Source organism: Candidatus Methylomirabilis sp. (genome assembly GCF_028716865.1).
Classification (GTDB): Bacteria; Methylomirabilota; Methylomirabilia; order Methylomirabilales; family Methylomirabilaceae; genus Methylomirabilis.
This window is the reverse complement of sequence record NZ_JAQUOY010000006.1, coordinates 69,392-93,057: the sequence shown is the minus strand read 5'-3', so window position 1 is coordinate 93,057 and position 23,666 is coordinate 69,392. Positions and strand designations below refer to the sequence as shown.

The window sequence follows — 23,666 nt, the reverse complement described above, 5'->3', positions numbered from 1 at the left end:
ACAGGGGCACCGGCTCCTGGAGCGGCACGGTGTTGGCTGAATCGCACACCGTCTCCTTTGGCACGATCGCAGGCTATACCACACCGCCGCCACAGACGGTGACCGTCAATGCCGACCAGACAACCTCCGTCACAGGGATGTATAGCTCCACCCAGCCGACGGCCGCCGTCGTCCTCAATGAGGTGGCCTTTAGAAGGACCCAGACGATTGTCTATCAGGCCACCCTTACCCCAGGGTCTATGCCGCCGACGCCGGTGGACATCTACCTGTTCGCCCGTCTGCCCGATGGGATCACGTTCGTCTCCCTGGTCCAGGCGTCTCCAGGCGGCGCGATCTCCATGGTCCTCGGCCCTTCCCCGATACCCTTCCTGACGGGCGCGACGCTCAGTTCCATGACGGTTCCATTTGCTTACACCTTCACCGGCTCAGAACCGGTCGGCGCCTACTTGGCCTATGCGGGTCTCGTGACGGCGGGGACCGATCCCCTCCAACCCACGATTTGGCTCAGTCTCGACCAGCAGCCGTTCTGGTTCACGCCGTAGCTGGGTGGGCCGAAGGGTCATGACCATATCCCCCGGGTATTTCACGTGCGACGGAAAGCGCATATCGGCGCTCAACCTTGAAGCACCCAATCAACCCGATGAATAAGGGGCAAATACGCATCCTGTTGACAGGCGCCCGTCTGCTTAACCGTATTGGAGGACTCACACTATGAACGCGTTAGCACAGACACTGACTCGCCTTGCGACCTGTTTGACGCTCCTTGCGCTTGTCTGTCAAGCCTCTGAGGCGCAAGCTGGACCGATGACTACTTTTCAGGGGCGCGCCGACGGCGTATTTACTAACCCATCCGGCCCATCTGGCATGGTTACCACCGGCGTAGGCACCGATTTTTTTACTTGGGGCGTGGCACAGCCCGAAGTGAGCAGCTTTAGATTCACTGGTCACGACTTTACCGTTACCACCCCAACAGGTTATATTCTGGGTAGTCGCGCACAGAGTAACAGACCGGTTTTTTCACTTGGCACACTCGATTATCACAACGGTACGACTCGCATTGGTACCACAGCTGAGACTGTGCGATTGGACGCGACTGTACGGTTGACATCCCCAGTAGCGGCGGGTCCCGCGGTCATTCCCGCTCCGCTAGTTATTGATACCACGCAAAATACCGCCGATCCGGTAGCGAGCGCCGATACTGTCTTTCTACCAGGATCAGGCTCGCCAGTGACGTTGACTACAGCGGGTGGTGCGCCCATCACGGTGGAACCGGTTGGCTTCGGCAATATATCCGGCGGCGGCTTCACCCAAATCGGCCGCTTCTCTGTGTTTGAAGATGCCTCGGCATCAGCGGACCTGTTGGCACGGGTGGCTTCCCCCTGCGAGCCGATTATTCGTGGCCAAGTGCATCCAAAACCGCTTGATGCGGGCCGTTGTAAAGCAATGGGGGCATCGTTCATACCTAAGTTTGACCTCACCCTCAAAGAAGCTGCCGCTTTGTGCGGTTACGACCACTTCAATTGGCTTCAAATAGTTAGGAAAGCGCCCATGAAAGATGGATTAGCGGCCGATAAGTACATCTACGCCAGATATGCTCCCAATACGCCACTAAAGGCACCTCCCCCCTTTATAGATCCGGTTCCGGGGGGGTATACGTATCAAGCAAAGGGTTCTGACCTTCGCCCCTTCTTCTATGACGAAGACGATACCCACGAACGCCCCCTAGGAGACGCTACTACCTTGCTCATATTTGAGGATCTGGCCGCAAACCATGCGTTGCCTGACGGAGAATTTATGGAGTTTGTGACTTCTCTCGTAGGCATTTTTGTTCGACCTGACGGTTCTTGGGGCTGGGATAATTTATCTACTTGGCATTGGACAAGTACTTGCAATGGGACAAGGGGCAGTGTATCTGTACTTGCAAGTATAACGCCGGTAGATCCGGGCAGTGGGACTGGCGGAGTGACCATTCTCAACACCGATCTTAGCGCTGAAGACATACCGCAAGATGTGCGAGAGATCATGCAAAGCGCTGGAGCGCGCAATGTGGATGTCTCCGGACCGACGGCGGCTGTCGCCCTCAGTGGAGCACCGCTTAGAACGGGTCAGACCATCACCTATCAGGCCACCCTGACCCCGGGGTCCGCGCCGACGCAGGCGGACATCTACCTTTGGGCCCTTCTGCCCGATGGGATCACGTTCGTCTCCCTGGTCCAGGCGTCTCCAGGCGGCGCGATCTCCATGGTCCTCGGCCCTTCATCGGTGCCCTTTAGGGCAGGGGCGACGCTCAGTTCCATGACGGTTCCGTTCTCGTACACCTTCACCGGCTCAGAACCGGCCGGTACCTACTTGGCCTATGCTGGTCTCGTGACGGCGGGGACCGATCCCCTCCAACCCATGAATCGGCTCAGCCTCGCGGTCCAACCCTTCCAGTTCACGCCGTAGCTGGGTGGGCTGAGTGATCGCTGCCGCCCACACAACCTTCATGCACGCTCGCGCCCGCAAGAACGTGCCTTGCCGGATTTTGCAAAGGCAGCGCGGGCGTGTTACGATCCTCCTGCAAGCCTGCGGGAAGAGTAGTATATGCATGACGCATCGAAATGCCCCATCGAGGTGATCTGCCCCTGCTGCCAGGCGAGGCTCACCGTGGACCCTGAACTGGGCGCAGTTCTGCATCATGAGCCGCCGCCCAAGGAAACGCCCCCCACTGACCTGAAGGCCGCGGTCGAGGAGCTGAAGGGCGAGGCGGGTCGGCGGGAGGCGCGCTTTAAGGAATCGATGGAAGCGGAGAAGGAAAAAGGGAAGCTCCTGGAGCGGAAATTCAAGGAGCTGCTCAAGAAGGCGAAGGATGAACCCGTCGCCCGGCCCACCCGGGACATCGATCTGGATTAGCCCCCGCCTGTGGTGAACCCAGCCGAACCACCCACCGCCATGAACGATGACGACCTGCTCGGTGCGCTCCTGCGGCGGGTCAGCCGCTCATTCTATCTGACCCTGCGTGTAGTTCCCGGCGACGTGCGGCAGCCGATCGGCTTGGCGTATCTGCTCGCCCGGGCCGCAGACACCATTGCCGATACGGCCCTCATCGACCGAGCCGACCGTCTGAAGTATCTTGAGCTCTTCCGCGAGGCCCTGAGGGAATCAGAGGCCGGACGGCTAGGAGCGATCAGCAAGGCCCTTGCGGGGTCGCAGCAGGTTGCGGCGGAGCGAGAGCTGCTGACCCGCCTCGAGCAGGCGTTCACCCTCTTTCGATCTCTCAGTCCATCCGATCAGTCGCTGGTGCGCGGCGTAGTCCTGACCCTGACCGAGGGGATGGTTATGGACCTCGCCACCTTTCCCGGAGAGGATGAGGGCCGCCTCGTCGCGCTAGAGACGCGAGCCGATCTGGACCGTTACACCTACTATGTTGCCGGGTGCGTGGGAGAGTTCTGGACCGACATTCATATAGCGCATCGCCCGTCCCTTGCCGGATGGGATCGTGAGGCGATGAAGCGACGCGGCGTTCGGTTCGGAAAAGGGCTCCAAATGACGAATGTCCTGCGCGACCTCCCGAAGGATCTCCGAATAGGCCGCTGTTACCTCCCCCAACAAGAGCTGCAAGCACTGGGCCTTCAGCCGGCCGACCTGCTCGACCCTACAGCCATAGTCAAGGTCAAACCGTTGCTGCACTCCCTCCTCGCGCTCACCCTCGATCATTACCAGGAAGGCTGGGCCTATACGCTGGCGATCCCAAGGCGAGAGATCCGAATGCGCCTGGCCTGTGTCTGGCCCCTGTTTATCGGCATCGAGACGCTGGCGCTGCTTGCGCGTTCGCCCAATCTGCTTGATCCTGGCGTCGTCATCAAGGTTCCGCGCGGGGCCGTCTATGGAATAATGGCGCGCTCCCTGGCGATAGCCGGTTCCGACGCCGCTCTGGACCGATACTACCGGCGTCTGTGGCGAAGCGTGGCGGTGTCCGAATAGGGAGGCGATGATGACAGGACAAGCGAAAGAGAACGTCAGGGCCCATGTCTGGATCTCAGGACGGGTTCAGGGGGTCTTTTTCCGCGCCTCTACAGTGGATGAGGCGGCAGCCATGGGGGTTGCTGGTTGGGTGCGGAACGGCTCGGATGGTCGGGTGGAGGCGGTATTTGAAGGCGAGAAGTCGGCCGTGGAAGCGATGATCGCCTGGTGTCGGAAGGGTCCACCGGCAGCCCGCATCACCGCCGTTGAAGTGACCTGGGAGAAGCCAAAGGGTGAGCACGGTTTCGAGGTGCGACATTAGCCGATAGCACACAGTGCAGGCGGCTGGTCCAAGCTTGCAGGGGTCTTGGACTCTATACCCTTGGTTCCAGGGCTATACGGATGTGTACAGGCTACAGAACTCTTCGTCGGTGAGCTGGTCAAGCCTGCTGAAGTTGATGTCGTTCGATGCGCGGCCCGGGTACTTGCTAGTGAGCTTGATCCCGAAGAACTCCTCGAGTTTCTCGCTCCTCACCATGGTGATGGCGTTCCACGCATCTCGCGCGCAAGCCTGCGAACATTTGTCGCAGCCGATACATTCATCGAACCGGATCTGAATCGGCGGCACATAGGCGTGGACACTCCGATCGTATCCATGCAGCTTGACCTGCTCCGGCGTCAGGTGCGAGATACAATCCACCGGGCAGACCGACTGGCACGGCGTCACCCACTCCCCCGGCTTGACATCGTGCCCACTGCACCCGGAGCAGTTGCCGGGATCGACCAGCGCGATCCAGGCCGGTTTCGCCTTCTTCTGGCCGATCTTATCCGGGTATTGATCGGTATCGACCAGACCATCGCCGTCCTTGTCCTCAGGACTACGGTGCAGATCCAGGGTCTTCTGCCGAAGTTTCTCAACGAGCTGCACCCGCTCTTCCGCGAGCGCTTGATAGGTCGCGTGTTTTTCCTTCCAGGTTGCGTAACGGTCCAGCCGAAGTAGCCACGTGTAGCCGTTCTGCTTCCAGAACTCTGCCCGCTTCAGCCGGTTTGCCTCTAGTTGCGCTTCGAGGGCAGCCTTCTCTTTCGCGCGCGTCTCGAGCGTTTTCAGGTAGCCGTCGGCGCGTCGCTTATCCCGTTTGTGGGGAGGGAGATACCCCGGAAGTGCATGTTCGCATCTTGTCAGCATTTCAGGCACCATCGTGAAGTCCCCTTTGCCACTCCAAGATTCAGGCTACCCGCTTACCTGGCTCAAGTCAAGCGCTTGCCGTCCGTCGAACGCCACTCGGGAAGGTTGAGGGCTTCGGCTATCTGAGCAGGGTCGGTGATGGGAGTTTGGCAGGTGAAGTTCCGACAGAGATACAGCGTCGCGCGACCATCGACCAACCCTTTCCCCCTCAGTAGAGGGAGGTCGGGTGGGTCGCCTTCGGTCGGATCGTGATGCGCGATGATCCGGTTTGGAAGGTAATGACGGCCGATCTCCCGGCGTAGCGCCTCACACCCCGCCTCTGTCGGTGCGCCGATCAGGCAGAGATCGACCGGCCTCTCCAGGAGGAGGTCCACGACGGCGAGGCTCTTGGCGAAGGCGTGCGGGTAGAGGGCGATCTGCTTCCCATGCGCGCTGATTGCTCGTTCCGCCGCCCTTCGCCACTCTTCCCGGTCCAGGTGAAACGAGAGGCGGGCCAGCGCCGAGGCCGCGACGGCGCTACCGCTCGGTATGGCTCCATCCGTCCCCTCCAGATGGCGCAGGATCAGCGCTTCATGGCCACGCGACGTAGTGTAGAAGGCGCCGCTCTCCTCATCGGCGAAATCGGCCAGCAGCCGCTCGGCCATGCTTACGGCGGCATAGAGATATTGGACTGCGCCGCCCGCCTCATACAGGTCGATCAGTCCCTCGCAGAGGTACGCATAATCCTCAAGGTAGGCGTGCAGGTGCGCCGTACCGGCCCGGTAGGTTCGCAGCAATCGGCCGTCCGATGAGAGGAGCGTAGAAAGCAGGAAGTCGGCTGCGCGGACGGCGGCGTCAAAGTAACCCTTCTCACCCAAGATGCGGTATCCCTCGGCCATCGCGCTGATCATCATCCCGTTCCAGGCGGTGAGGATCTTATCATCCAGGCCGGGCGATACCCGCTTTCGACGGGCCTCATAGACCGTGGATCGCGCTCGATCGACGGAAGCCTGAAGCTCCTCGACGCTGACCCCGAGCTTTGTGGCCACCTGCGCGGCCGCGCGCCGGATGTTTGGGATGCTCTTTCCCTCCCAGTTGCCGCTGGACGTGATGTCATAATAGGCGCAGAACCGGCGCGCTTCTTCCTCCCCCAGGATCGCCTCGATCTCGACCGGTGTCCAGACATAGAACTTTCCCTCGACCCCCTCCGAGTCGGCGTCGGTAGCGGAGTAAAAACCTCCCTCCGGCGCGGTCATCTCGCGCAGGATGTAGTCAAGGAGTTCGGTCGCGATGCGCCGATAGGACGAGTCGCGCGTCACCTGGAAAGCCTCCAGATAGGTCCTGGCCAGCAGCGCATTGTCGTAGAGCATCTTCTCAAAGTGAGGAACCAGCCAGCGCTCGTCGGTCGAGTACCGGGCAAAGCCGCCGCCGATCTGGTCGTAGATCCCGCCCCGCGCCATGGCGTCGAGTGTCATTCGCACCATCTGCAGGGCGTGGGCATCGCCGGTGCGTCGGTGATGGCGCAACAGGAGCGACAAGGCCGTTGCCGCAGGAAACTTGGGGGCGGCGCCGAATCCGCCGAAGGCGGGATCGAAGGTCGCGGCAAAGTGGGTAACGGCGGCAGCGACTTCACTTTGCCCGACCGGCAGCGGGGCGGACGGGCGATGCGCCTCGCGCAGGCGTTCGGTGATCTCGTCTGATTGTGTTCGAAGGGCGTCGGGCTGCTCGCGCCAGAACTGCGCAATCCGCTTGAGGATCGTCGGGAATCCCGGGCGGCCTAACCCGTCCCTGGGCGGGAAGTAGGTTCCCGCGAAGAACGGCTGCAGGTCGGGGGTCAGAAACACGGTCATCGGCCACCCGCCCTGCCCACGGTTCAGGGCCATCGTGGCTGCCATGTAGATCTGGTCGAGGTCTGGCCGCTCCTCTCGATCGACCTTGATGCAGACGAAGTGCTGATTCATCAGATCGGCGATCGCTTCACTCTCGAACGACTCATGCGCCATCACGTGGCACCAATGGCAGGTGGAGTAGCCGATGCTCAGTAGAATCGGACGATTCTCGTCCCTGGCCCGGCGAAGGGCTTCCTCTTTCCAGGGGTACCAGTCCACCGGATTGTGCGCATGCTGAAGGAGGTAGGGGCTGGTCTCGTGGATCAGCCTATTGGTGTGCCGCGGCAGCGCCTCTTTATCTATTTCGTGGGAGCCATTCATTGTATCCCCTCGCATCTGACCTTAGCTGAGGGGAGGAAGGGTGTCAAGCGCTCACGGTGCCCAACGCCTGCGTGGGGGCAGCGGCGATGTATCTCTATCCCGGATGCGAGAGACTTGACCTGACGCACTATGATGGTTATACTATTGGTATGAAAACAGCGGTGTCAATTCCCGATGGCGTGTTCGAGAAGGCCGAGCGATTCGCGCGCCGCATGAAGAAGTCCCGAAGCGAGCTCTACAGCCGCGCGCTTTCTGAGTACCTTGCCCGCCACGCACCGGACCACGTGACCGAAGCGATGGATCAAGTCTGTGCCGAACTCGGTGCCGAACCTGATGCATTTGTCTCTACTGCGTCTCGCCGCGTGCTGGAGCGCAGCGAGTGGTAATCTCACAGGGAGAGATCTGGTGGGCCGATCTCCCTGCGCCGACAGGATCCGGGCCAGGGTTTCGCAGGCCGGTTGTGGTCGTACAAGGAGACGCGCTGAATCGAAGCCGTATCGCAACGGTGGTGTGCGTGCCGCTGACCAGCAATGTGAAGTGGGCGAAAGCTCCCGGCAACGCCTTGCTTACTTCGTGCTTGACCGGACTCCCCAATGATTCGGTTGTCAACGTCTCACAGGTCGTAACGCTGGACAAAGCGCTACTGACCGAGTGCGCCGGAAAGCTACCTCGGGTACAACTTGAACTGGTGCTCGCAGGAATCGATGTTGTACTTGGTCGCTGATCTCGGGAAGCAGTAGGTCTCAATTGAGGAATTCTGCGCACTGAGGTCGTGGCATCGATTCAGTCTGACCGGGATGTCGGCCCATCTTCCTTATATGTTGACCTCACCCAATGGCTTTGGTAGAGTGATAGCGATTTCTTAGGCATTTTCTGAGGAGGCCAATGCCCACGACAGAGTATGCTTTATGGGCCATTGTGGTCCTATTCTTGCTCTTGGTGTGTGCCATGATCCCTGCGCTTGTGCAGATTCGGCGGACCGCCAGGCAGGCAGAGGATTTTCTCAGGCTGCTTGAACTTGAATTACGACCTACGTTGATTGAGCTGAAAGAAGTTATTGGAAGCCTCAACCGCGCCTCTGACCAGGTGGCTGGCGGATTGAAAAAAATGGACGGGACGCTTGAGGCGATTGCTGAGGTGGGGCAGACAGTGCGAGATGTGAATCAACTGGCGCAGCACATCGTCTTTCCAAAGCTGATCACTGGCGCTGCCCTTATGACCGGCCTTCGGGTTGGCCTGCGAACCCTGCTTGTACGACTCGTGGGAGGGAGGTGATCGACATGAGCGAAGAACGGGGATGTGCTCCTGCATCTGTTGCCCTCGCGTTTATCGTTGGCGGTGTGCTTGGGGCGAGCCTGGCGCTGCTATTCGCTCCGGATGGAGGCCGACAAACTCGCACTCGCCTCAGAGACCTCGCGACAGACGTCAAGGATCGAAGCACCGATCTCGTGGATGACGTCAGGGATCGGGTCGAGGATGTGTTCGGGGTAGGCAAGGAAGTTTTTGAAGAGAAAAAGGCAATTCTCACCGCCGCCTACCAGGCCGGCAAGGAGGCGATGGAGAGAGAGCGAGACAAGCTACAGGAGAGATAATCGTCTGCTGTGGCATCGTTGCGGGCGTTCCCGGATCGGAAGGGGGCGCCCGTTTTGCTTTCAAGAGTCGAGACGCAGGAGCTCGGCGAGCGCGCCCTTAGTTCCTCTTCTTGACAACCTGCATTACCTGGTCGAACAGCCGGCCGTTGGTTGAGATGGCGTTCCCCCCCCGGATGGTCGGCCGTCCCTGCCAATCCGTAAAGGTCCCGCCCGCCTCCAGCAGAATCGGCAGTAGCGCCGCGCAGTCCCAGATGTTCATCACAGGATCGAGCATCACCTCCGCACGCCCCGTTGCGACCAGAATGTGTCCATAGCAATCGCCCCAACTTCGGTGCATCCGGGTGGCGGCGGTGAGATCTCGGAAGGTCGACTCCCGCCCATGTGGCTCGAAACCGGCGCCGTCGGTGTAGAGCAGCAACGCCTCCTTCAGGTCGTCTACGCCGGAGACAGCGGCGCGTCGTCCGTTCCAGAAGCAGCCCATTTCCTTGCTGGCGGAGACCAACTCGCCCAGCGCGGGAAAGTTCGCCACCCCAAGGACGACCTCTCCATCGACCTCTAATCCGAGCAGGACGCCGAAGAGTGGAACGCCGTGGAGGAAAGAGGCGGTTCCGTCAAGCGGGTCGATGATCCAGGTCCGGTCGGAACTGCTCTGCTGCTCGCCGAACTCTTCCCCAAGAATGCCGTGGTCCGGGTAGGCCTGTCGGATGAGCGCCCGGAGCCTCTCCTCGGCGTTACGATCGGCCGCTGTCACAAAGGTGCGGTCCGGCTTCTGCTCCGGCGTCAGAGTGGTCTGGAAATATTTCATGACGATCTCCCCGGCCTCCCGGGCTGCCTCGACCGCGAAGTCCAGGAGCTGCCGGAGTTGGTCTTTTTCGATCATCTGCCTTTCCTATGCTTACGTGGTGGGCGCCTTGACGGGAGGCTCATGAGGCGTCATTCCTCCTCATCCGATGCGCAAAAGGCTTCAACAGTGATCAGTCCTCCTCCACGAGGACGAACTCTTCCCTCGGTGCGCCGCAGTTCGGGCAGTGGTCCGGCGGCCGATCACCCTGATGGTGGTAGCCGCAGATGAGGCACTTCCAGACGATGGCCATGACCGTGGTCTTTGCGAACGTGTCCCCTGCGTGCGATGCCGACTACGAGAGTCCACACACATCTTATCATCACCCCTTGCCCGGAGCAACGCGAGATGGCGGGGCGACAAGGCTTCGACACTGCTCGCCGAATGTGGTACACTAACACTAATTTTCACAAGGAGGCCAGATGGACATTGACATGATACGCATGGTGGCGCTGCGGGCCGCGAAGGAGGCGGGCGCGATCCTTCGTCAAGGATTGGAGCAGAAGCCAACCATCGAATTTAAGGGTGTGAAGAACCTTGTCACCGATATAGATCGCCGCTCGGAGGAGGCGATCGCCGACCTGGTCCGAAGAAAGCTGCCCCATCACAGTGTAGTGTGTGAGGAGGGGACCAGGCTGGAGGGCGACTCCGGATACCGCTGGCTCGTGGATCCGCTGGATGGCACCACGAATTACGCCCACGGCTACCCCTGTTTTTCGGTGTCGATCGGCGTGGAAAAAGACGGTGAGTTGATCTTTGGGTTAGTCTACGATCCGAACCTAGAGGAGCTGTTTACTGCCGAGCGAGGCGCAGGGGCGTTTTTGAACGGCAAGCGATTACAGGTTTCGGCCATCGGCACGATGCCGGATGCCCTGTTGGCCACCGGCTTTCCGAATGACGTCGCAGGCGCCACGCAGAACAACCTGGATTATTTCGTGAGGTTCATGAAGCGGGCTCAGGGCGTTCGCCGTCCCGGCTCTGCCGCCCTCGACCTGTGTTATGTCGCCGCCGGCCGGTTCGATGGTTTCTGGGAGCTGAAACTGTACCCGTGGGACATGGCGGCCGGCTCGCTGATGGTCACGGAGGCGGGCGGCCGGGTCACCGATCTGCGCGGTGGGCCGCATGTCCTCTCGAATCCCCAGATCGTCGCCAGCAACGGCCTACTCCACGAAGAGATGCTCCGCGTCCTGGCCATGGAGAGCTGACCCCGCCATGATGTTGCTCTCCGGCGGTCGGCTGAACGTGCTGCTAGGCGACACGCGCGGCTTTGGCGCGCGTTCGAATTGGGCGGCGGGTTATGCGTGACGTCTTCTTCGTCAGTTCCAGGAGTCCTGACAAGGCCTCATTGACGGTCCGCGATGTCGGAAATGCCTTCGCAATCGACGGTTCAAGGAGCGCGACCGACGTGCCTTTCGCCACTTCCGCATAGAACTTTCCCCGTTCGAGCTTCGAGAAGTCGGAGCGCTTGTACTCTCGCCTCATGTCGCCTTAATCCTCTTCGTAGATTTTCCCTAATGACCCACAGCGAGGCAAGAGCAGAGGCAGCAGGAGTCGGTTCCAGTGCGACGGTTCACCGTGCCTCATGCGGCCCGGTGTTTGGCGATCAACTCTCGAACCTTAGGAACGAGTTCAGTGGGGACTTCCATGATGGTCTGATCTGCCGCCTCAAACGCGGCCTCGTCCTCTGCCACAGCCTCTTCTTCCGTTTGCGATTCATAGTGGACAAGGACCCGCTTGACGCGTTCCGCGTCCCATCCAGGGGGGAATTTATTCTGTTTCATTTGCCTTTCCTCCTGCGACGACGCCTATAAGCTGTGAGTGGCTTACCGCGAAGCTCATATGCCGTAATCACGAATACACTATTTGGCTCTGGATCTGGCACATATATTACCCGCAAATATCGTCCACCCGAAGTGCGGCCAAGTGCAACCCGCGACCCTTCACGTCCAGGCCGATCTTCTCCAGCTCGTTGGAGTGCCTGCTCTACCTCCACTTCCGAGACGTCATGGCTATAAATATGGGGCGACTCTGTTTCGAGATCAATATAATACCGTATCCTCACGGCTCCTTAGCCTTTTCATTACAACGTCGCCTGGATCGCCCAGTTCGGTGTACTCCGCCGCCGTTCAGCCGGCCTTCGCCCACGGCTGCGGCTTTTTCGACGGCAGCGAAACGAGCTTACGCCTGCTGCGCCGCTCTTCCTCCTTGAGGGCCTGACAGATGGCGTCGAGGTTGTAGTGGTACTTGGCCGCATGGCGTTCGCGCACACGCCGCACTTCTTCGACGATCGGATCTTTCCACATCGGTTACTCTCCCATAAGCTCTTCTGGTGTACAGATGACCGGGACGCCGTACCCATGATCGTAGGCAACAGCGGCCACCACGTTGCGAATCTCCGCATTCGCGATGTGCTTGCAGTTCCATGTGAGTAGGTAGTCCATACCGTGAACCGTTGCCAGCGCGATGTGGAGCGCGTCCTCTGTGGTCTTCTTCGGGAGGACTGCTGCCTCCGCAACCGCGGCCGCAAGCACTTTGACGGCGTCGTTGATCTCTAAAGCTGGCACTCCCTTGAGCACCGCAATTCGGCGTTGGGCCGCGTGGGCATCACCCTCAGCCGCTTCCCTTACAACAATTTGTGAGCAATAGAGATCAAATCGCTTGCGACGCCTCCACCACCGGTGCGTCACGGCCTGGTGTGCAACCACGATCGAATCGCGGGCCTGCCGTGCAGTGAGGTAGCTTACGACGGTGGTCTCCAGATAAACCTTGGCTCTCGCGCTCATTGCTCACCCCGTCTCGCACACCGCAGCGCAGGGCTCCGAGTCGCGAGCGATGTACTGCGCGGCTGTCTCGAGATCTTCCCAGGCGGGTTCCGTCCAGACTACTTCTCGAGCCACCGAGACATCCGACGGACCACTTCCTGGTGTGTCAGCGCTCGGCCTTCCCGCATGGCGTCTTTCTGTTGCACGTAGATGTGATACTGAATGTCCTCCAGAGAGGCGTCATCCGGCAGGCCCTCAAGCAGCTCGCGCACTTCGTCTTTGGCAGTTTTCATGCTCGACCTCCACGTGCCATCTGTTTCGCTCGTGATACATCCAAGATTCCACATGATTCTCTTGTCTTTCTAAGGACTTGTCAAGGATTCGCGCAACAAGCCCTTCTCGGCAAACACTGGTCAATATAATCGCATTGTGCTAAACCGCAGGCTACCCGCTGCTGGTCCGGGAGCGTGGAGTTTTTATCATTCTGGGCTAGGGATCGGCTGCTTCAGGACACCGAGGCGGCAAAGGGCAAAATCGTACTTTACGGGATCATCAGGATCGAACGCGCGGAGTCGCCTTGTCACCTCTTTGGCCATTCGCCAGTTGGGCTGCTTGATCCTGGTCAGGCCGAGCTGCCGCGCGATCCGGGCGACATGGGTGTCGAGCGGTACGATCAGCTTCGCTGACGACACCTCTGCCCAGATGCCGAAATCGATCGCATCATTGCGACGCACCATCCAACGCAGGAACAGATTAAGGCGCTTGCAGGCTGATCCCTGAGCCGGCGAGGGAAAAAAGAAGCGAACACCGGCCTTTGCCGGAAGCGTGCCAGAGCGGTAGAATGGCGCGACGTCAAGCAACAGCATGCGGCAGGCAAAGCTGGTCAGGGCGGGCTCAATATCTTCGTGAATGGGGTCGTATCCCTTGAGAAAGAAGGCCTGAAGCGATCCCTCCGCCGCGATGGCCTGATGGAGCAGATGGCATAGGAGCGCCAGATCGAGACCTGAGTTGAAGCGATGAACGAACTGCTGGAACCGAGCGGCATCGCGGGTGGGATCGAACCGCCGGATGAACCTGGCTGGACTCTTGCCCATCGCCTCGAGTGCGGCGTTGGCGCTGCGGTGAATCTGCTTGACGTTCCCGTAGGCAAGTGAAGCAGCCACGAAGGCAGCGATCTCACGGTCTTCTGGGCTGCCGTACTGGTGGGGAATGCTGAGGGCGCTGGTCGAGAGAAAGACGGGCCGACTGTAGCGGTGATACAGCTCATCCAGGAGCCGCTTGAGCTGTGCGTGGGAACGCGCGGCCATGGCGACGACTCACTCCTTGTAGTTCAACTCCTTCGCTTGAAAGCCGATGGCATACGGGCAGTGGATCGGCGCTCGCTCGATGGTCCCGTTTGACTTGTGGTATCCGGCGATCCGGATATTGTACCCGTTAATGCTGCCGGACACGCCGCCGCCCTGTACGTAGTTCCATCGCTGCTGCCTCACCGAATCGTTGATGGCCACCACTATGGCGACATTTCCATCCTTGAAGAACTTCCGATCGACCGCGCTCAGCGTCGTGGTCGCCCGGACGGTACCGTACATCGGGTGCGAGTGATAGTCACCCACGCACTCCCAGCGTGACGTACTCCTGACAGCCTCCTCGACCCGCTGACTCCGCATCAGGTCAACGTGCACCTCGCGAAACTTCCGGTTCGCCGTCTGGTACGGAACGACGAAATCGACAAGGATTCGTTCGGACATACTCTGGCCAAGCAGAACCCCAAAGCACTCCTTACGGTAGACTTCAATAGTCGAGACCAACAGCCCGACAAAGGCATTCTCGCTAAGATATAGATCCATTGCTATCAATCACCGTCGATACAACCTGAAAAGGGCAGGCTCAGCTTTACCATGATGGGGCGTGTGATCGTGCGATTGTGATGTTGAGGCGCCGTCACTGGTGCAAAGCGTATCGCTATCGGTTTCGTCTCGGATGATCGTTCGTGAAGATGCGTTCGCGTGGAGGAGGAACCAGTTGAAGCCCCTTACTGGAGAACCTCGATTCGCTAATGTCAAGGTAACTTCAGCAACCGGCGGACTCGCCGGGCGCATAACAAAGATAACCCGCCGCTTGGAGGGAGGCAAGCCTAAAAAAACGGCAGCCAAACCGAGTCAACAAGGTGGAGTCAAATTGAAGAAAAATGCAGGAAAGTTCAGTAATTAGCGTTTAGTGACCAGCATTCAGCCGTCGGCTTCGCACAAATGTGACGATTCCTGGCAGCAGCGAAAGTCCAATGACGAGGGCAATAACGGCCTGGATATACCTGTCGATATCCGGAATGGTTCTCCCAAGGATGTAGCCGATAGACGTCATGCTCACGACCCAGCCGATCCCTCCCATCACGTTATAGAAGACAAATCGCCCATACTGCATACTGCCCACACCCGCCACGAGGGGAGCAAAGGTACGGAGGATCGGCATGAACCGGGCAAGGATGATCGTAATCCCGCCGTACCGATCGTAAAACTCTTTGGTCGTGATGAGGTGTTTCTTGTGGAAAAACAGCGAATTTTCGCGGGTAAAAATTTTTGATCCGGCACTTGCCCCGATAGTGTAGCCGATGGTATCGCCGACAATCGCGGCCAGGCTGACGAAAAGAAAGAGGCTCCACAAGTCCAGGTGCCCGCCGGCGGCGAACAGCCCTGCCGTGACAAGGAGGGAATCCCCTGGAAGGAAGAAGCCGACAAGGAGACCAGTCTCCACGAAGATGATGGCAACCAGGGCTGTGAGGCCGCCGACTCGGACCAGGGCCTCCACATCGTACACGCTATGAAAAAGATCCCACAGCCATTCCATCTTTGTCTCTCCGTAGTCGGCTGAACGCCTACTCCGTATCAGTCGGTGACCGCGCCCTCCGATGCCGACGAGACGACGCGGGCATACTTGGCCATGACACCGCTCTTGTACCGGGGGGCAGGCGGCTTCCATGTTCGGAGTCGCCGCTTGAACTCGGCGGCTGACAGCTCCGCGTCGAGACGCCGCTTCTTGATATCCAAGACGACGATGTCACCGTTGCGCAGCGCCGCGATCGGTCCACCTGCCGCCGCTTCCGGGGCAACGTGGCCAACCATCAGGCCATGCGTCGCGCCCGAAAAGCGCCCGTCGGTCATCAGCGCCACGGAGTCCAGGAGTCCCGCGCCACCGAGAGCCCCGGTGACGCCAAGCATCTCGCGCATCCCGGGCCCGCCTTTGGGCCCCTCGTAGCGAATCACAATCACGTCGCCGGCCTTGATCTTCCCGGCCTTGACGGCGGTAAAGGCATCCTCTTCCCGGTTAAAGACCCGCGCTGGGCCACGATGGATCATCCGCTCGTGACCGGCAACCTTCGCCACACACCCCTCCGGCGCAAGATTGCCCTTGAGGATCACCATACCCCCGGTCGGCTTCAGTGGCCGATTCAACGGCATGATCACTTCCTGCAGCGGAGTCTCTCGGGCGCCTAGTGCTTCCTCGCCGATCGTCTTACCGGTGACCGTCAGCTCGTCGGCATACAGGAGGCCGGCATCAAGCAGGCGTTTAGCCACCACCGGCATGCCGCCCGCCATGTACATGTCCGGAGCAGTAAAGCGTCCCCACGGCTTCAGGTCAGCCAAGAGCGGGGTTTTTCTTGAGATTCGATCGAAATCGTCCAACGACAGCTTGACACCGACGACCTTGGCGACAGCGATCAGATGAAGCACGGCGTTCGTAGATCCTCCCGTGGCCATGACACCGGCGATCGCGTTGCGAAAGGCGTTGCGGGTAAGGATCTGCTTGGGTGTGATGCCGTGCCGCAGCAGCTCCATGACCAGCTTCCCACTCTCAAAGGCCACCTCTTCCTTCCGGGTATCCGTCGCCGGAACGCCATTCCAGCCCATCGGCGAGATACCCAGCATCTCAAAGGCGGTAGACATGGTGTTGGCGGTGAACTGGCCGCCGCAGGCGCCCGCACCGGGGCAGGCGCAGTTCTCAATGACGCGAAGCTCCTCGGACGGCATCTTACCGACATTGTAGGCACCCACCGCTTCAAAGACATCCTGGATCGTGAGATGGCGGCCCTCGTACTCGCCGAAGGCGGTGGAGCCGCTATAGAGCATAAGTCCTGGTATATTCAGGCGCGCCAGTGCCATGACCGTACCAGGAATCGTTTTATCGCAGCCGGAGATGGCGACCAGGCCGTCAAACAGGTGCCCCCTGGCCACCAGTTCGACGGAATCGGCTACAACCTCCCGACTCACCAGAGATGTCTTCATCCCTTCGGTGCCCATGGAGATCCCATCGGAGATCCCAATCGTGTTGTACTCGATTGGCGTCCCTCCAGCGGCCCGGACCCCCTCCTTGACCCGCTCGGCCAGCGTCCGGTGGTTAATGTTACAGGGCATCACCTCGATCCAGCAGTGGGCAACGCCGACGAGCGGTCGAGCCAGATCCTCATCCTTGAAACCGATGGCCTTGAGCATCGCCCGTGCCGGTGCGCGGTCCGGACCATCGAGCAAGGTGCGACTGTTATGTCGTGGGTCGAAGGTCATTGCGTGCTCCTCATGTATAGCGCCATGTGCCTGCATCCTCTCCTCGCGTAGAGTAAAAAGGACTCACGTGGGGAGACGAGTCACGGGCGGGTAATGCTCACGTGAATTCCCTGTCCCAATAAGCGGGGCGGCGACGTGCGGTTGGTTGAAAGCACATAAAGCTTCCCCTCTTCAGTGACCACGCCGATACTATTTGCTGAAACCGAAAAGGGACGATTGGCCACCCGGGCTACGCCGGCCGAGAGATCGACCGGATCAGTCCCGATCCGGTCGAGCGGCACACCCCATATCTTTTTGTTGGTAGGATCATACCAGACCAGCAGGTCCCTCGTCGAGGCGAGGTAGACTGTTCTCCCATGGGCGCCTGTTCTGAGGTCCTCCAGGCCCTTTGCTGCGTAAACCCCACGGACCAGGTCCGGGCTCCGCGGATCTCGTACCACCCAGAAGAGGTGCCGCTCGGTAATCTTCTGCGAGGTGACCTCATATCCTTCCAGCGTGATCAGGGCTTCCCCGTTTTCGAGGCTTGTCACCAATGTGAAGTCAAACAGACTGAATCGCCGCACCCGCGACGCCGGATCCGGCGCCAGCCTGATGATCGGAAAGACCAGTTCAGACGGGACCTCAGCCACAGCCTTGAGCTCTGTTCCATCCAGACGCATGTGCGAGAAGGCCCGCTCCTCAGGGGTGACCTGGGTGCCAAAGACGAGGGTATTCTCAAAGATCCCCATCTTCTCGTAGGCCAGCCCGGAGGCGCTCCCCGTGTTAGCCACAACCGACCGAAGCGGCCCGGTCGGGAGGTCATACCGCCGCATCTCCCTGTTCAGCCCGAAGAAGAGGGCGTCCTTACCATCAATGTTGTACCGGATCACGGTATCGATCGATCCGCTGATCGCGGAGATTTTCTGCTTGCCCCCGGTGAGCAAATCCACCAGGACCAGAATTCGGTCATTCTGGCTCTCCGAAAGATAGAGGAGGTGATCGTCGTCGAGGAACTTCGGCGAGAAGCTTCTCGCAGTCGACAGTTCATCAGAGAAGTTGCGCCTGGCCCCTACGATGTTATTGTTTTCATCCAGATCGGCGACGAACACCTGCTCGAGGCCGGTGGTGGTCCCGCCGGTTACATAAGCCAGTCGCCGGCCACTGGGTGACATGGCAATCTCCGAGATTGCCCCGGACAGGCCTGGGACACGGACGGGTTTACTGCCATCTGCGTTCTGAACCAGGACCGAGGTTGCGCCCTGGTCTTCTGAGACAATGTAGGCGACCTTCGACGGCGTGGTCGCACAACCCGCACTGAAGATTACAACGGCCGTAAGTCCACACAGGGTAACGATCTTCCTTGCTTGCATAGGGGATCTCCTTCTCGCGCGTGCGACGGAATTACTCGCTGGACCGATCCGCCTCTTTATCTTCAAGTTCCTGGTACAGGATTATAGGAGAGAATCTCCTTCGGCACAAGCACCGGCCGGCTCGGTCGGCGTCACCGTTGCACACCCTTCTCCCCGCGTCGGGGTCAACTCGGCCAACAGGGCATCAGCAGCCGTTTCGCCACTATGAATTGCGTCGGGGACGCCAACGCCGCGGTACGCGTTGCCGGCCAGCTTGAGGGTCGGCCACCGACCAAGCTGACGTTCCACCGTTGCCAACCGAGCCAGGTGTCCCACATGGTACTGCGGCATCGACCGGGGATGCCGTGCTATCTGACTCCACAACGGAGCAGTGTCAATCCCCAGGAGTTCCTGCAGGTCGCGGTGAACTGCAGTCAGCAGCCGCTCGTCATCCCACTCAAATGGCTCGGGCTGCAGCGCCCCGCCTGCAAAGGCGCGCAGCAGCGCGTGTCCCGCTGGCGCGCGATTAGCGAACTTCACGCTACTGAAGGAGCAGGCGATGATAGTTCGCCCCTCGCAGGCCGGCACAACAAATCCAAACCCATCGAGCGGATGGGGGATCGCTTCCCTCCGATAGGCCAGGTTGATCGTGACCGAGGAGGCATAGGGGATAGCCTCCAGCTCCTGAGTAAGGTCGCCGTCAAGATCATGAGTTAGTGCTGCGGCCTGGAAGGCGGGGACGGCGAGGATGACCCCATCGGCCTTGAGGTCAGTGCCATCTTTCAACCGAACAGCCCAGCATGTCTCCTCCCGTGCGATCCCAGCGACCGGGCAGCCGAGCCGCACCGTGTCTGCCGGCAGCCGCTCCACCAGGGCATCGACCAGTGTTTGTAGCCCATTGTCCAGCGTGGCAAACAGACTATACCGCGGGCCGCTGTCGGCCGGGGCTTGACCTTTGCCAGGGACGCTCAACCGTCTCCGTCGCAGGCCAAGGATGAGGCTGCGATGCTGCGCTTCCATTTGCAGTAACTGCGGGAAGGTGGCCCGCAGGCTCAACCGTTCCGGATCGGCCGAGTAGATACCTCCGATCATCGGTTGAGCCAGCCGCTGCAGCGCTTCCGTTCCCAGACGACGCCGAACGAACGACGCAAGACTTTCGTCGGGACCTGACTGCCCCCGGGGCAAGACCAGGTCCAAGGCCATTCTTGCCTTGCCGCGCCAGGTGAGCAGGCCTGATCGTACAAACGGTCGCAGTCGCGTCGGCGCCAGCAAGGCGAACCCTTCTGGCAGAGGATGGAGCGCACTGCCCAGAGCAACGAACGTCCGGCGATGGACCCCACTGGTTCCGATGAGCCGATCGCTCAAGCCGAGGCGCTTGATCAGATCCACTGCCCACGGCTTGTCGGTGAATAAGGTATCCGGCCCCGCTTCGAGGATGAAGTCGTCCCGATACGTCGTGCCGATCACGCCGCCAAGGCGCGGACCCGCCTCCAAGAGCAGCGCCCGGCAAGGGAGCCCACCTTGACGCCTCTCGTGCAGACGGTACGCAGCGGCGAGACCCGCGATGCCGCCCCCGACCACCACGATACGCTTCGGGTCGTCACCCCGATCTATCGCCATCCCCTGCTGTCCAAAGCGGCTGTGATCCGTCCTCGAAAAGGGTCCTCTAACCCTGGTTCACGCGCTGCCGCACCAGGTCTGCCAGCGCCCGGATGTAGAGCGGATGATCGTTCACCGTGCTGGCCCGTTTGAGTTCGAGCCCCAGCGCATCGGCCTCTGCCTTTGCTTCTACGTCCAGATCGAACAGCACCTCAACGTGATCGCACACAAATCCTATGGGGGCCAGCACTACCGATCGGCGCCCCTCGGCCTTGAGCCTCCGCAGGATATCGCGCACGTCAGGCGTCAGCCACTCCTGCCGTGGATCGCCGCTGCGGCTTTGATAAGCGAGTGACCAGTCCGGGTGCCCCAAGGCTGCCGCCACGAGCCGGCACGATTCATGTAATTGCTGAACGTAGGGCGACGATGCGGCCATGGAGAATGGAATGCTGTGGGCCGTGAAGAGCAACGGTGTTTTACAACGGAGAGCCGGCGGGATGGCTTGCAGTTGCAGGCGAATCTGTTCGGCCACAGCCGCGATGAAATCCGGGTGGTTGTAACAGGGCTGGGCGAAGCCCACGTGCGGGGCCCTGGGTCCTGCGGCTGCAAGCGCATCAGTGACCGCCTTCACCGATTTCCCCCAACTTGCTGCCCCGGAATCGTGTGCGGCCATGATGAGGCCGACGGCGCGGTTCACCTTATCACAGATCATCTGCTCGACCGTCTCGCTGGTCATGGGGTGCCAGTAGCGCATCCCCACGTAGACGGGAAGCCTCGGCCCCTCCCGCTCCAGCAGCGCTGCCAGGCTCTTCGCTTGCCGGAAGGTCAGCTCAGTGATCGGCGACCGACCGCCAAGCTGTTCGTAGTGTCGGGCGACCGCTTCCAGACGTTCCGGTGGCACCGGTACGCCCCGAAGCACATTGCTGAGAAACGGGCGGATTTCTTCAGGCTTGGTGGGGCCTCCAAAGGCGATCATGAGGACGGCGTCGAACGGCGGAGCCACGTCATCTCGCCGTCGCTTCGTGAACATAGTCGATGAGCACGCGCAGGTGGTCCACGGGGGTTTGCGGCAACACCCCATGACCGAGGTTGAAGATGTGGCCCGGACGTTTTGCGGCGCGCTCAAGAATTCGGCCGGCCTGGCGGCGAATCTCATCAGGCTCGGCAAGGAGCACCATCGGGTCCAGGTTGCCCTGCACGCCGACCCCCTGCCCAAGACGCGACCAGGCCTCACCCAGGTCTACACGCCAATCCAGTCCGATCACATTCCCGCCGGCATCCCGCATCAGTGGGAGCAGCGTGGCCGTGTCGGTCCCGAAGTGAATGACCGGCACGCCCGGCGTGAGCGCTGTGATTACGCGCTTCGTGTGGGGCAAGACAAACTCGCAGTAGTCATCCGGGCTGAGGCAGCCCACCCAGCTATCGAACAATTGCACCACTTGGGCTCCGGCGGCGATCTGGCCGTTCAGGTAGCCGGACACTACATCAGACAGCCGCTCCATCAGGGCATGCCAGGCCCCAGGATCACGGTACATAAGCGCCTTGGTGTGTTGATACTGACGTGACCCGCGACCCTCGATCAGGTACGAGGCCAGGGTAAACGGCGCCCCGGCGAATCCGATGAGAGGAATGGTCGGCGGAAGGGCCGCCCGCGCGAGGCGCACCGCTTCGAAGGCGAACGAGAGCGATTCCTGCACATCGACCGGCTGCAGCCGCTTCAGGTCAGCCCCGGATCGCACCGGGTTGTGGATCACCGGGCCATCGCCCTTCGTGAACTCCAGGCCGACCCCCATAGGCTGCACCACCACCAAGATGTCCCCGAAGATGATCGCCGCATCCACCCCCAGTCGCAGAGCGGCTGTGACTGCCGCCTCGGCCGCTAGATCCGGCCGGCGACACAGTTCCAGAAACGAGAGCTTACCCCGAATCTCCCGGTACTCCTGCATGTAGCGCCCGGCCTGCCGCATGATCCAGATCGGCGTATAGGGGGTCGGCTCCAGGCGGCAGGCTTTCAGGAATGGACTCTCCTGCAGCAATGCTACGCCTCGGTCTTCCCGCACCTCGCCTGCCTGCCGCACTTCGCACGGCGCAGGCAGGCGAGGTGCGCCCTGCATCGCTCTTGCTCGCTTGATCCGTCGCAGCACGTGCGCATGGCGCGCGGCGGTCAGAACGAGGTACCCCATCTTCGGATGCTCCGGCTCCAGGTCCACAACCAGGCCATGCTCGCGCAAGGCCCTGCTACAGGTAGGGCCGATCGACGCGACGACTGTGTCCCGGAGTCCTGCCCGCAGCGACTCTTCCATGCCCTCCTCCGCTGCGACCTGTAGCAGGTGATTCACCTGCACAGCGGTGGTAAAGAGGACCAGATCGACCTCCCGCTCGATGATGGTCTTGATTGCGCGCCGCAGAGGGCCGCAGTCCTCCGGCAATGCCCATCGGTAGACCGAGACCTGCATCACAGAGGCCCCTCGCGCCATGAGTCCTGCAACCAGCTCAGGGTTGCTCCGCCCGTACTCCTGTACCGCCACCCGCCGACCTTGTAGGGGGATCGCTGCGTCGTCGATCGCGCTCAGGATCTCGCGCCAGGTGTTCGGGTCCGGGACAGCCAGCGTAATCGGGACACCCAACTCGCGCAGCACCGCCTGGGGTTTTAGACCGCGGACAATGGTCGGAATTCGGCTCAACGCTGCAAGGAATTCCGCGCGCGGGTAGGTGCCTTCAATGGCGGCAAGCAGGGCACGAATACCCACGCCGGTCAGCAGCACGACCAGATCGATCCGTCCGGCCAATAACTCTCGTGCGAACTCTAACGCCTCCGGGTTTTTTGCGAGCGGGATCTCGCGTACGGCAGGCGCAGAGATCGGGGTCCCGCCTTGGCGGCTGATCAGGTCAGCCATGGCGCCGGCTAAGCGACTCTCAAAGGAGACTACTGAGAGGTTGCTTAGGCTTCCCATCGGTGAAGCAACAATTTGGTTCATCTCACTCACACAGACCTTCCGGACAAAAGCATCTCTTGATCTCAGCTCCGTAGTATACGGTTCACAGCGAAAAAGTGCTATAGCAAAGATAGCGCCTTGTTCGGTTTCGCTTCAGGATCCGCATTTTTGTCTTGACAAGGGGGTCCACGTCCCTTAAATTATCCCACGAAGCTTGCCTAGTCGAACATGCGAGGGGCCGAGCTGCTCTTAATTAAACGACAAGGCGGCCCTACGCGAGGCTGGCTTGTGGATTCTAAACGGTCGCGTTCAAAAGGTCTACGGTATTTCGATCCACATTGATTAGAGATTCCGGGCGGTAAGGGAGGGGATCACGAAATACGCCTCTTTCTTAGGGATCTTTAAGAAAGAATGTTGCGTGCAATGTGGTAGCGCTTCCGTTTAGTATCTGAATTGCGCAGCGCCTCACTGCTCGGGTCAGTTGCTCATCTCGCTGCTACGGTCGTTCCGAGGTTAGCTCTCCATGGATAGTTGCAAGATCGACCTCCATGAGGTACAATCCGGAGCATATCTGGCAGTGGATGGTGTTAAACGGCCCGGGTTAATCGTTAACCAACTAAACTAAGGGGGGAGTTCAGTGGATCGCGGCGACACAATACTATTGTGGCTTGCGGCTGGTGGCCTGTTGATCTTCGTAACGGTCGCCATGGTGATTTCGTTTATGTAGTGGTTCCG

The 23,666-nt window shown here is 60.3% G+C and carries 28 protein-coding genes; 10 read left to right on the top strand and 18 right to left on the bottom strand.

The features are described 5' to 3' along the window. The 5 genes from PHV01_RS04360 to PHV01_RS04340 form a co-directional block, all read left to right on the top strand. The coding region (locus tag PHV01_RS04360) for a hypothetical protein (protein WP_337289921.1) at positions 1-542 on the top strand (542 nt) is incomplete at its 5' end. A 1,420-nt stretch (positions 543-1,962) separates the two neighbouring features. Beyond that, complete coding sequence (locus tag PHV01_RS04355) at positions 1,963-2,445, top strand: hypothetical protein (protein WP_337289920.1); 483 nt, start codon at positions 1,963-1,965, stop codon at positions 2,443-2,445. A gap of 138 nt (positions 2,446-2,583) precedes the next feature. Next, positions 2,584-2,892: a hypothetical protein gene (locus PHV01_RS04350; protein WP_337289919.1), complete on the top strand. Its 309-nt coding sequence runs from the start codon at positions 2,584-2,586 to the stop codon at positions 2,890-2,892. 39 nt (positions 2,893-2,931) lie between these two features. Next, the gene (locus tag PHV01_RS04345) at positions 2,932-3,963 is read left to right on the top strand and encodes a phytoene/squalene synthase family protein (RefSeq protein WP_337289918.1); all 1,032 of its coding nucleotides are present in this window, start codon (positions 2,932-2,934) and stop codon (positions 3,961-3,963) included. 7 nt (positions 3,964-3,970) lie between these two features. Beyond that, positions 3,971-4,264 carry an acylphosphatase gene (locus tag PHV01_RS04340; protein ID WP_337289917.1) on the top strand — a complete coding sequence of 98 codons (294 nt, stop codon included), beginning with the start codon at positions 3,971-3,973 and terminating at the stop codon, positions 4,262-4,264. Positions 4,265-4,336: 72 nt separating this feature from the next. Here the strand turns inward: PHV01_RS04340 and PHV01_RS04335 are convergent, their stop codons facing one another. After that, positions 4,337-5,128, bottom strand: coding sequence for a hypothetical protein (locus PHV01_RS04335; protein WP_337289916.1), 792 nt, complete (start codon positions 5,126-5,128; stop codon positions 4,337-4,339). A gap of 62 nt (positions 5,129-5,190) precedes the next feature. Beyond that, positions 5,191-7,317 carry a thioredoxin domain-containing protein gene (locus PHV01_RS04330; RefSeq protein WP_337289915.1) on the bottom strand — a complete coding sequence of 709 codons (2,127 nt, stop codon included), beginning with the start codon at positions 7,315-7,317 and terminating at the stop codon, positions 5,191-5,193. Positions 7,318-7,403: 86 nt separating this feature from the next. Here PHV01_RS04330 and PHV01_RS04325 point away from each other — a divergent pair, with 86 nt between their 5' ends. From PHV01_RS04325 to PHV01_RS04310, 4 genes are all read left to right on the top strand, one after another. Next, the gene (locus PHV01_RS04325) at positions 7,404-7,703 is read left to right on the top strand and encodes a hypothetical protein (protein WP_337289914.1); all 300 of its coding nucleotides are present in this window, start codon (positions 7,404-7,406) and stop codon (positions 7,701-7,703) included. After that, positions 7,697-8,041: a type II toxin-antitoxin system PemK/MazF family toxin gene (locus PHV01_RS04320; protein ID WP_337289913.1), complete on the top strand. Its 345-nt coding sequence runs from the start codon at positions 7,697-7,699 to the stop codon at positions 8,039-8,041. Before PHV01_RS04325 ends, PHV01_RS04320 begins: the two co-directional genes overlap by 7 nt. 161 nt (positions 8,042-8,202) lie before the next feature. Further along, the gene (locus PHV01_RS04315) at positions 8,203-8,592 is read left to right on the top strand and encodes a DUF948 domain-containing protein (RefSeq protein WP_337289912.1); all 390 of its coding nucleotides are present in this window, start codon (positions 8,203-8,205) and stop codon (positions 8,590-8,592) included. 5 nt (positions 8,593-8,597) lie between these two features. Continuing rightward, on the top strand, positions 8,598-8,909 hold the full coding sequence (locus tag PHV01_RS04310; protein WP_337289911.1) for a YtxH domain-containing protein: 312 nt from the start codon (positions 8,598-8,600) through the stop codon (positions 8,907-8,909). A 97-nt stretch (positions 8,910-9,006) separates the two neighbouring features. Here the strand turns inward: PHV01_RS04310 and hisN are convergent, their stop codons facing one another. Next, positions 9,007-9,789, bottom strand: coding sequence for a histidinol-phosphatase (gene hisN, locus PHV01_RS04305; RefSeq protein WP_337289910.1), 783 nt, complete (start codon positions 9,787-9,789; stop codon positions 9,007-9,009). Positions 9,790-9,883: 94 nt separating this feature from the next. Next, entirely contained in the window at positions 9,884-10,003 is a 120-nt protein-coding gene (locus PHV01_RS04300) for a rubredoxin-like domain-containing protein (protein WP_337289909.1), read from the bottom strand. Positions 10,004-10,172: 169 nt separating this feature from the next. On the opposite strand from PHV01_RS04300, the gene PHV01_RS04295 reads away from it, so the two are divergent. After that, entirely contained in the window at positions 10,173-10,955 is a 783-nt protein-coding gene (locus tag PHV01_RS04295; protein ID WP_337289908.1) for an inositol monophosphatase family protein, read from the top strand. 43 nt (positions 10,956-10,998) lie between these two features. Here PHV01_RS04295 and PHV01_RS04290 read toward each other — a convergent pair whose 3' ends face one another. The 14 genes from PHV01_RS04290 to hemE all read right to left on the bottom strand — a co-directional run bounded on the left by PHV01_RS04290 (position 10,999) and on the right by hemE (position 22,973). Beyond that, positions 10,999-11,232, bottom strand: coding sequence for a hypothetical protein (locus PHV01_RS04290; RefSeq protein ID WP_337289907.1), 234 nt, complete (start codon positions 11,230-11,232; stop codon positions 10,999-11,001). Between the two features lie 98 nt (positions 11,233-11,330). Continuing rightward, a complete protein-coding gene (locus tag PHV01_RS04285) occupies positions 11,331-11,531 on the bottom strand; it encodes a hypothetical protein (protein ID WP_337289906.1) in 201 nt (66 codons plus the stop codon). Continuing rightward, a complete protein-coding gene (locus PHV01_RS04280) occupies positions 11,528-11,743 on the bottom strand; it encodes a DUF4258 domain-containing protein (RefSeq protein ID WP_337289924.1) in 216 nt (71 codons plus the stop codon). The genes PHV01_RS04285 and PHV01_RS04280 overlap by 4 nt, the downstream gene beginning before the upstream one ends. Before the next feature lie 133 nt (positions 11,744-11,876). Then, the gene (locus tag PHV01_RS04275) at positions 11,877-12,053 is read right to left on the bottom strand and encodes a hypothetical protein (protein WP_337289905.1); all 177 of its coding nucleotides are present in this window, start codon (positions 12,051-12,053) and stop codon (positions 11,877-11,879) included. Between the two features lie 3 nt (positions 12,054-12,056). After that, positions 12,057-12,533, bottom strand: coding sequence for a type II toxin-antitoxin system VapC family toxin (locus PHV01_RS04270; protein ID WP_337289904.1), 477 nt, complete (start codon positions 12,531-12,533; stop codon positions 12,057-12,059). A gap of 98 nt (positions 12,534-12,631) precedes the next feature. Then, positions 12,632-12,805: a hypothetical protein gene (locus PHV01_RS04265; RefSeq protein ID WP_337289903.1), complete on the bottom strand. Its 174-nt coding sequence runs from the start codon at positions 12,803-12,805 to the stop codon at positions 12,632-12,634. A gap of 186 nt (positions 12,806-12,991) precedes the next feature. Next, positions 12,992-13,819, bottom strand: a complete 828-nt coding sequence (locus PHV01_RS04260) for a TIGR02757 family protein (protein ID WP_337289902.1) — start codon at positions 13,817-13,819, stop codon at positions 12,992-12,994. Between the two features lie 9 nt (positions 13,820-13,828). Continuing rightward, positions 13,829-14,359, bottom strand: coding sequence for a Mov34/MPN/PAD-1 family protein (locus PHV01_RS04255; protein ID WP_337289901.1), 531 nt, complete (start codon positions 14,357-14,359; stop codon positions 13,829-13,831). Between the two features lie 367 nt (positions 14,360-14,726). Next, a complete protein-coding gene (locus PHV01_RS04250; RefSeq protein WP_337289900.1) occupies positions 14,727-15,356 on the bottom strand; it encodes a VTT domain-containing protein in 630 nt (209 codons plus the stop codon). A 38-nt stretch (positions 15,357-15,394) separates the two neighbouring features. Further along, entirely contained in the window at positions 15,395-17,068 is a 1,674-nt protein-coding gene (gene ilvD, locus PHV01_RS04245; RefSeq protein WP_337289899.1) for a dihydroxy-acid dehydratase, read from the bottom strand. Between the two features lie 80 nt (positions 17,069-17,148). Beyond that, the gene (locus PHV01_RS04240; RefSeq protein ID WP_337289898.1) at positions 17,149-18,417 is read right to left on the bottom strand and encodes a hypothetical protein; all 1,269 of its coding nucleotides are present in this window, start codon (positions 18,415-18,417) and stop codon (positions 17,149-17,151) included. An 81-nt stretch (positions 18,418-18,498) separates the two neighbouring features. Further along, entirely contained in the window at positions 18,499-20,016 is a 1,518-nt protein-coding gene (gene hemG, locus PHV01_RS04235) for a protoporphyrinogen oxidase (RefSeq protein ID WP_337289897.1), read from the bottom strand. A 46-nt stretch (positions 20,017-20,062) separates the two neighbouring features. Beyond that, complete coding sequence (hemH, locus tag PHV01_RS04230; RefSeq protein WP_337289896.1) at positions 20,063-20,998, bottom strand: ferrochelatase; 936 nt, start codon at positions 20,996-20,998, stop codon at positions 20,063-20,065. 1 nt (position 20,999) lies between these two features. Further along, positions 21,000-22,973 (bottom strand): uroporphyrinogen decarboxylase, encoded by a 1,974-nt coding sequence (gene hemE, locus PHV01_RS04225; RefSeq protein WP_337289895.1) that lies wholly within the window; start codon positions 22,971-22,973, stop codon positions 21,000-21,002. Positions 22,974-23,666: the final 693 nt, after the last annotated feature.

Coding starts and splice junctions, on each gene's coding strand:
- PHV01_RS04250 (WP_337289900.1), bottom strand. CDS start 15,356: ATGGAATGGCTGTGGGATCTTTTTCATAGCGTGTACGATGTGGAGGCC.
- PHV01_RS04275 (WP_337289905.1), bottom strand. CDS start 12,053: ATGTGGAAAGATCCGATCGTCGAAGAAGTGCGGCGTGTGCGCGAACGC.
- PHV01_RS04345 (WP_337289918.1), top strand. CDS start 2,932: ATGAACGATGACGACCTGCTCGGTGCGCTCCTGCGGCGGGTCAGCCGC.
- hemG (WP_337289897.1), bottom strand. CDS start 20,016: ATGGCGATAGATCGGGGTGACGACCCGAAGCGTATCGTGGTGGTCGGG.
- hisN (WP_337289910.1), bottom strand. CDS start 9,789: ATGATCGAAAAAGACCAACTCCGGCAGCTCCTGGACTTCGCGGTCGAG.
- PHV01_RS04290 (WP_337289907.1), bottom strand. CDS start 11,232: ATGAGGCGAGAGTACAAGCGCTCCGACTTCTCGAAGCTCGAACGGGGA.
- PHV01_RS04310 (WP_337289911.1), top strand. CDS start 8,598: ATGAGCGAAGAACGGGGATGTGCTCCTGCATCTGTTGCCCTCGCGTTT.
- PHV01_RS04325 (WP_337289914.1), top strand. CDS start 7,404: ATGTATCTCTATCCCGGATGCGAGAGACTTGACCTGACGCACTATGAT.
- PHV01_RS04240 (WP_337289898.1), bottom strand. CDS start 18,417: ATGCAAGCAAGGAAGATCGTTACCCTGTGTGGACTTACGGCCGTTGTA.
- PHV01_RS04300 (WP_337289909.1), bottom strand. CDS start 10,003: ATGGCCATCGTCTGGAAGTGCCTCATCTGCGGCTACCACCATCAGGGT.
- PHV01_RS04330 (WP_337289915.1), bottom strand. CDS start 7,317: ATGAATGGCTCCCACGAAATAGATAAAGAGGCGCTGCCGCGGCACACC.
- PHV01_RS04285 (WP_337289906.1), bottom strand. CDS start 11,531: ATGAAACAGAATAAATTCCCCCCTGGATGGGACGCGGAACGCGTCAAG.
- PHV01_RS04270 (WP_337289904.1), bottom strand. CDS start 12,533: ATGAGCGCGAGAGCCAAGGTTTATCTGGAGACCACCGTCGTAAGCTAC.
- PHV01_RS04315 (WP_337289912.1), top strand. CDS start 8,203: ATGCCCACGACAGAGTATGCTTTATGGGCCATTGTGGTCCTATTCTTG.
- PHV01_RS04350 (WP_337289919.1), top strand. CDS start 2,584: ATGCATGACGCATCGAAATGCCCCATCGAGGTGATCTGCCCCTGCTGC.
- ilvD (WP_337289899.1), bottom strand. CDS start 17,068: ATGACCTTCGACCCACGACATAACAGTCGCACCTTGCTCGATGGTCCG.
- PHV01_RS04295 (WP_337289908.1), top strand. CDS start 10,173: ATGGACATTGACATGATACGCATGGTGGCGCTGCGGGCCGCGAAGGAG.
- PHV01_RS04260 (WP_337289902.1), bottom strand. CDS start 13,819: ATGGCCGCGCGTTCCCACGCACAGCTCAAGCGGCTCCTGGATGAGCTG.
- hemE (WP_337289895.1), bottom strand. CDS start 22,973: ATGAACCAAATTGTTGCTTCACCGATGGGAAGCCTAAGCAACCTCTCA.
- PHV01_RS04265 (WP_337289903.1), bottom strand. CDS start 12,805: ATGAAAACTGCCAAAGACGAAGTGCGCGAGCTGCTTGAGGGCCTGCCG.
- PHV01_RS04335 (WP_337289916.1), bottom strand. CDS start 5,128: ATGCTGACAAGATGCGAACATGCACTTCCGGGGTATCTCCCTCCCCAC.
- PHV01_RS04340 (WP_337289917.1), top strand. CDS start 3,971: ATGATGACAGGACAAGCGAAAGAGAACGTCAGGGCCCATGTCTGGATC.
- PHV01_RS04255 (WP_337289901.1), bottom strand. CDS start 14,359: ATGGATCTATATCTTAGCGAGAATGCCTTTGTCGGGCTGTTGGTCTCG.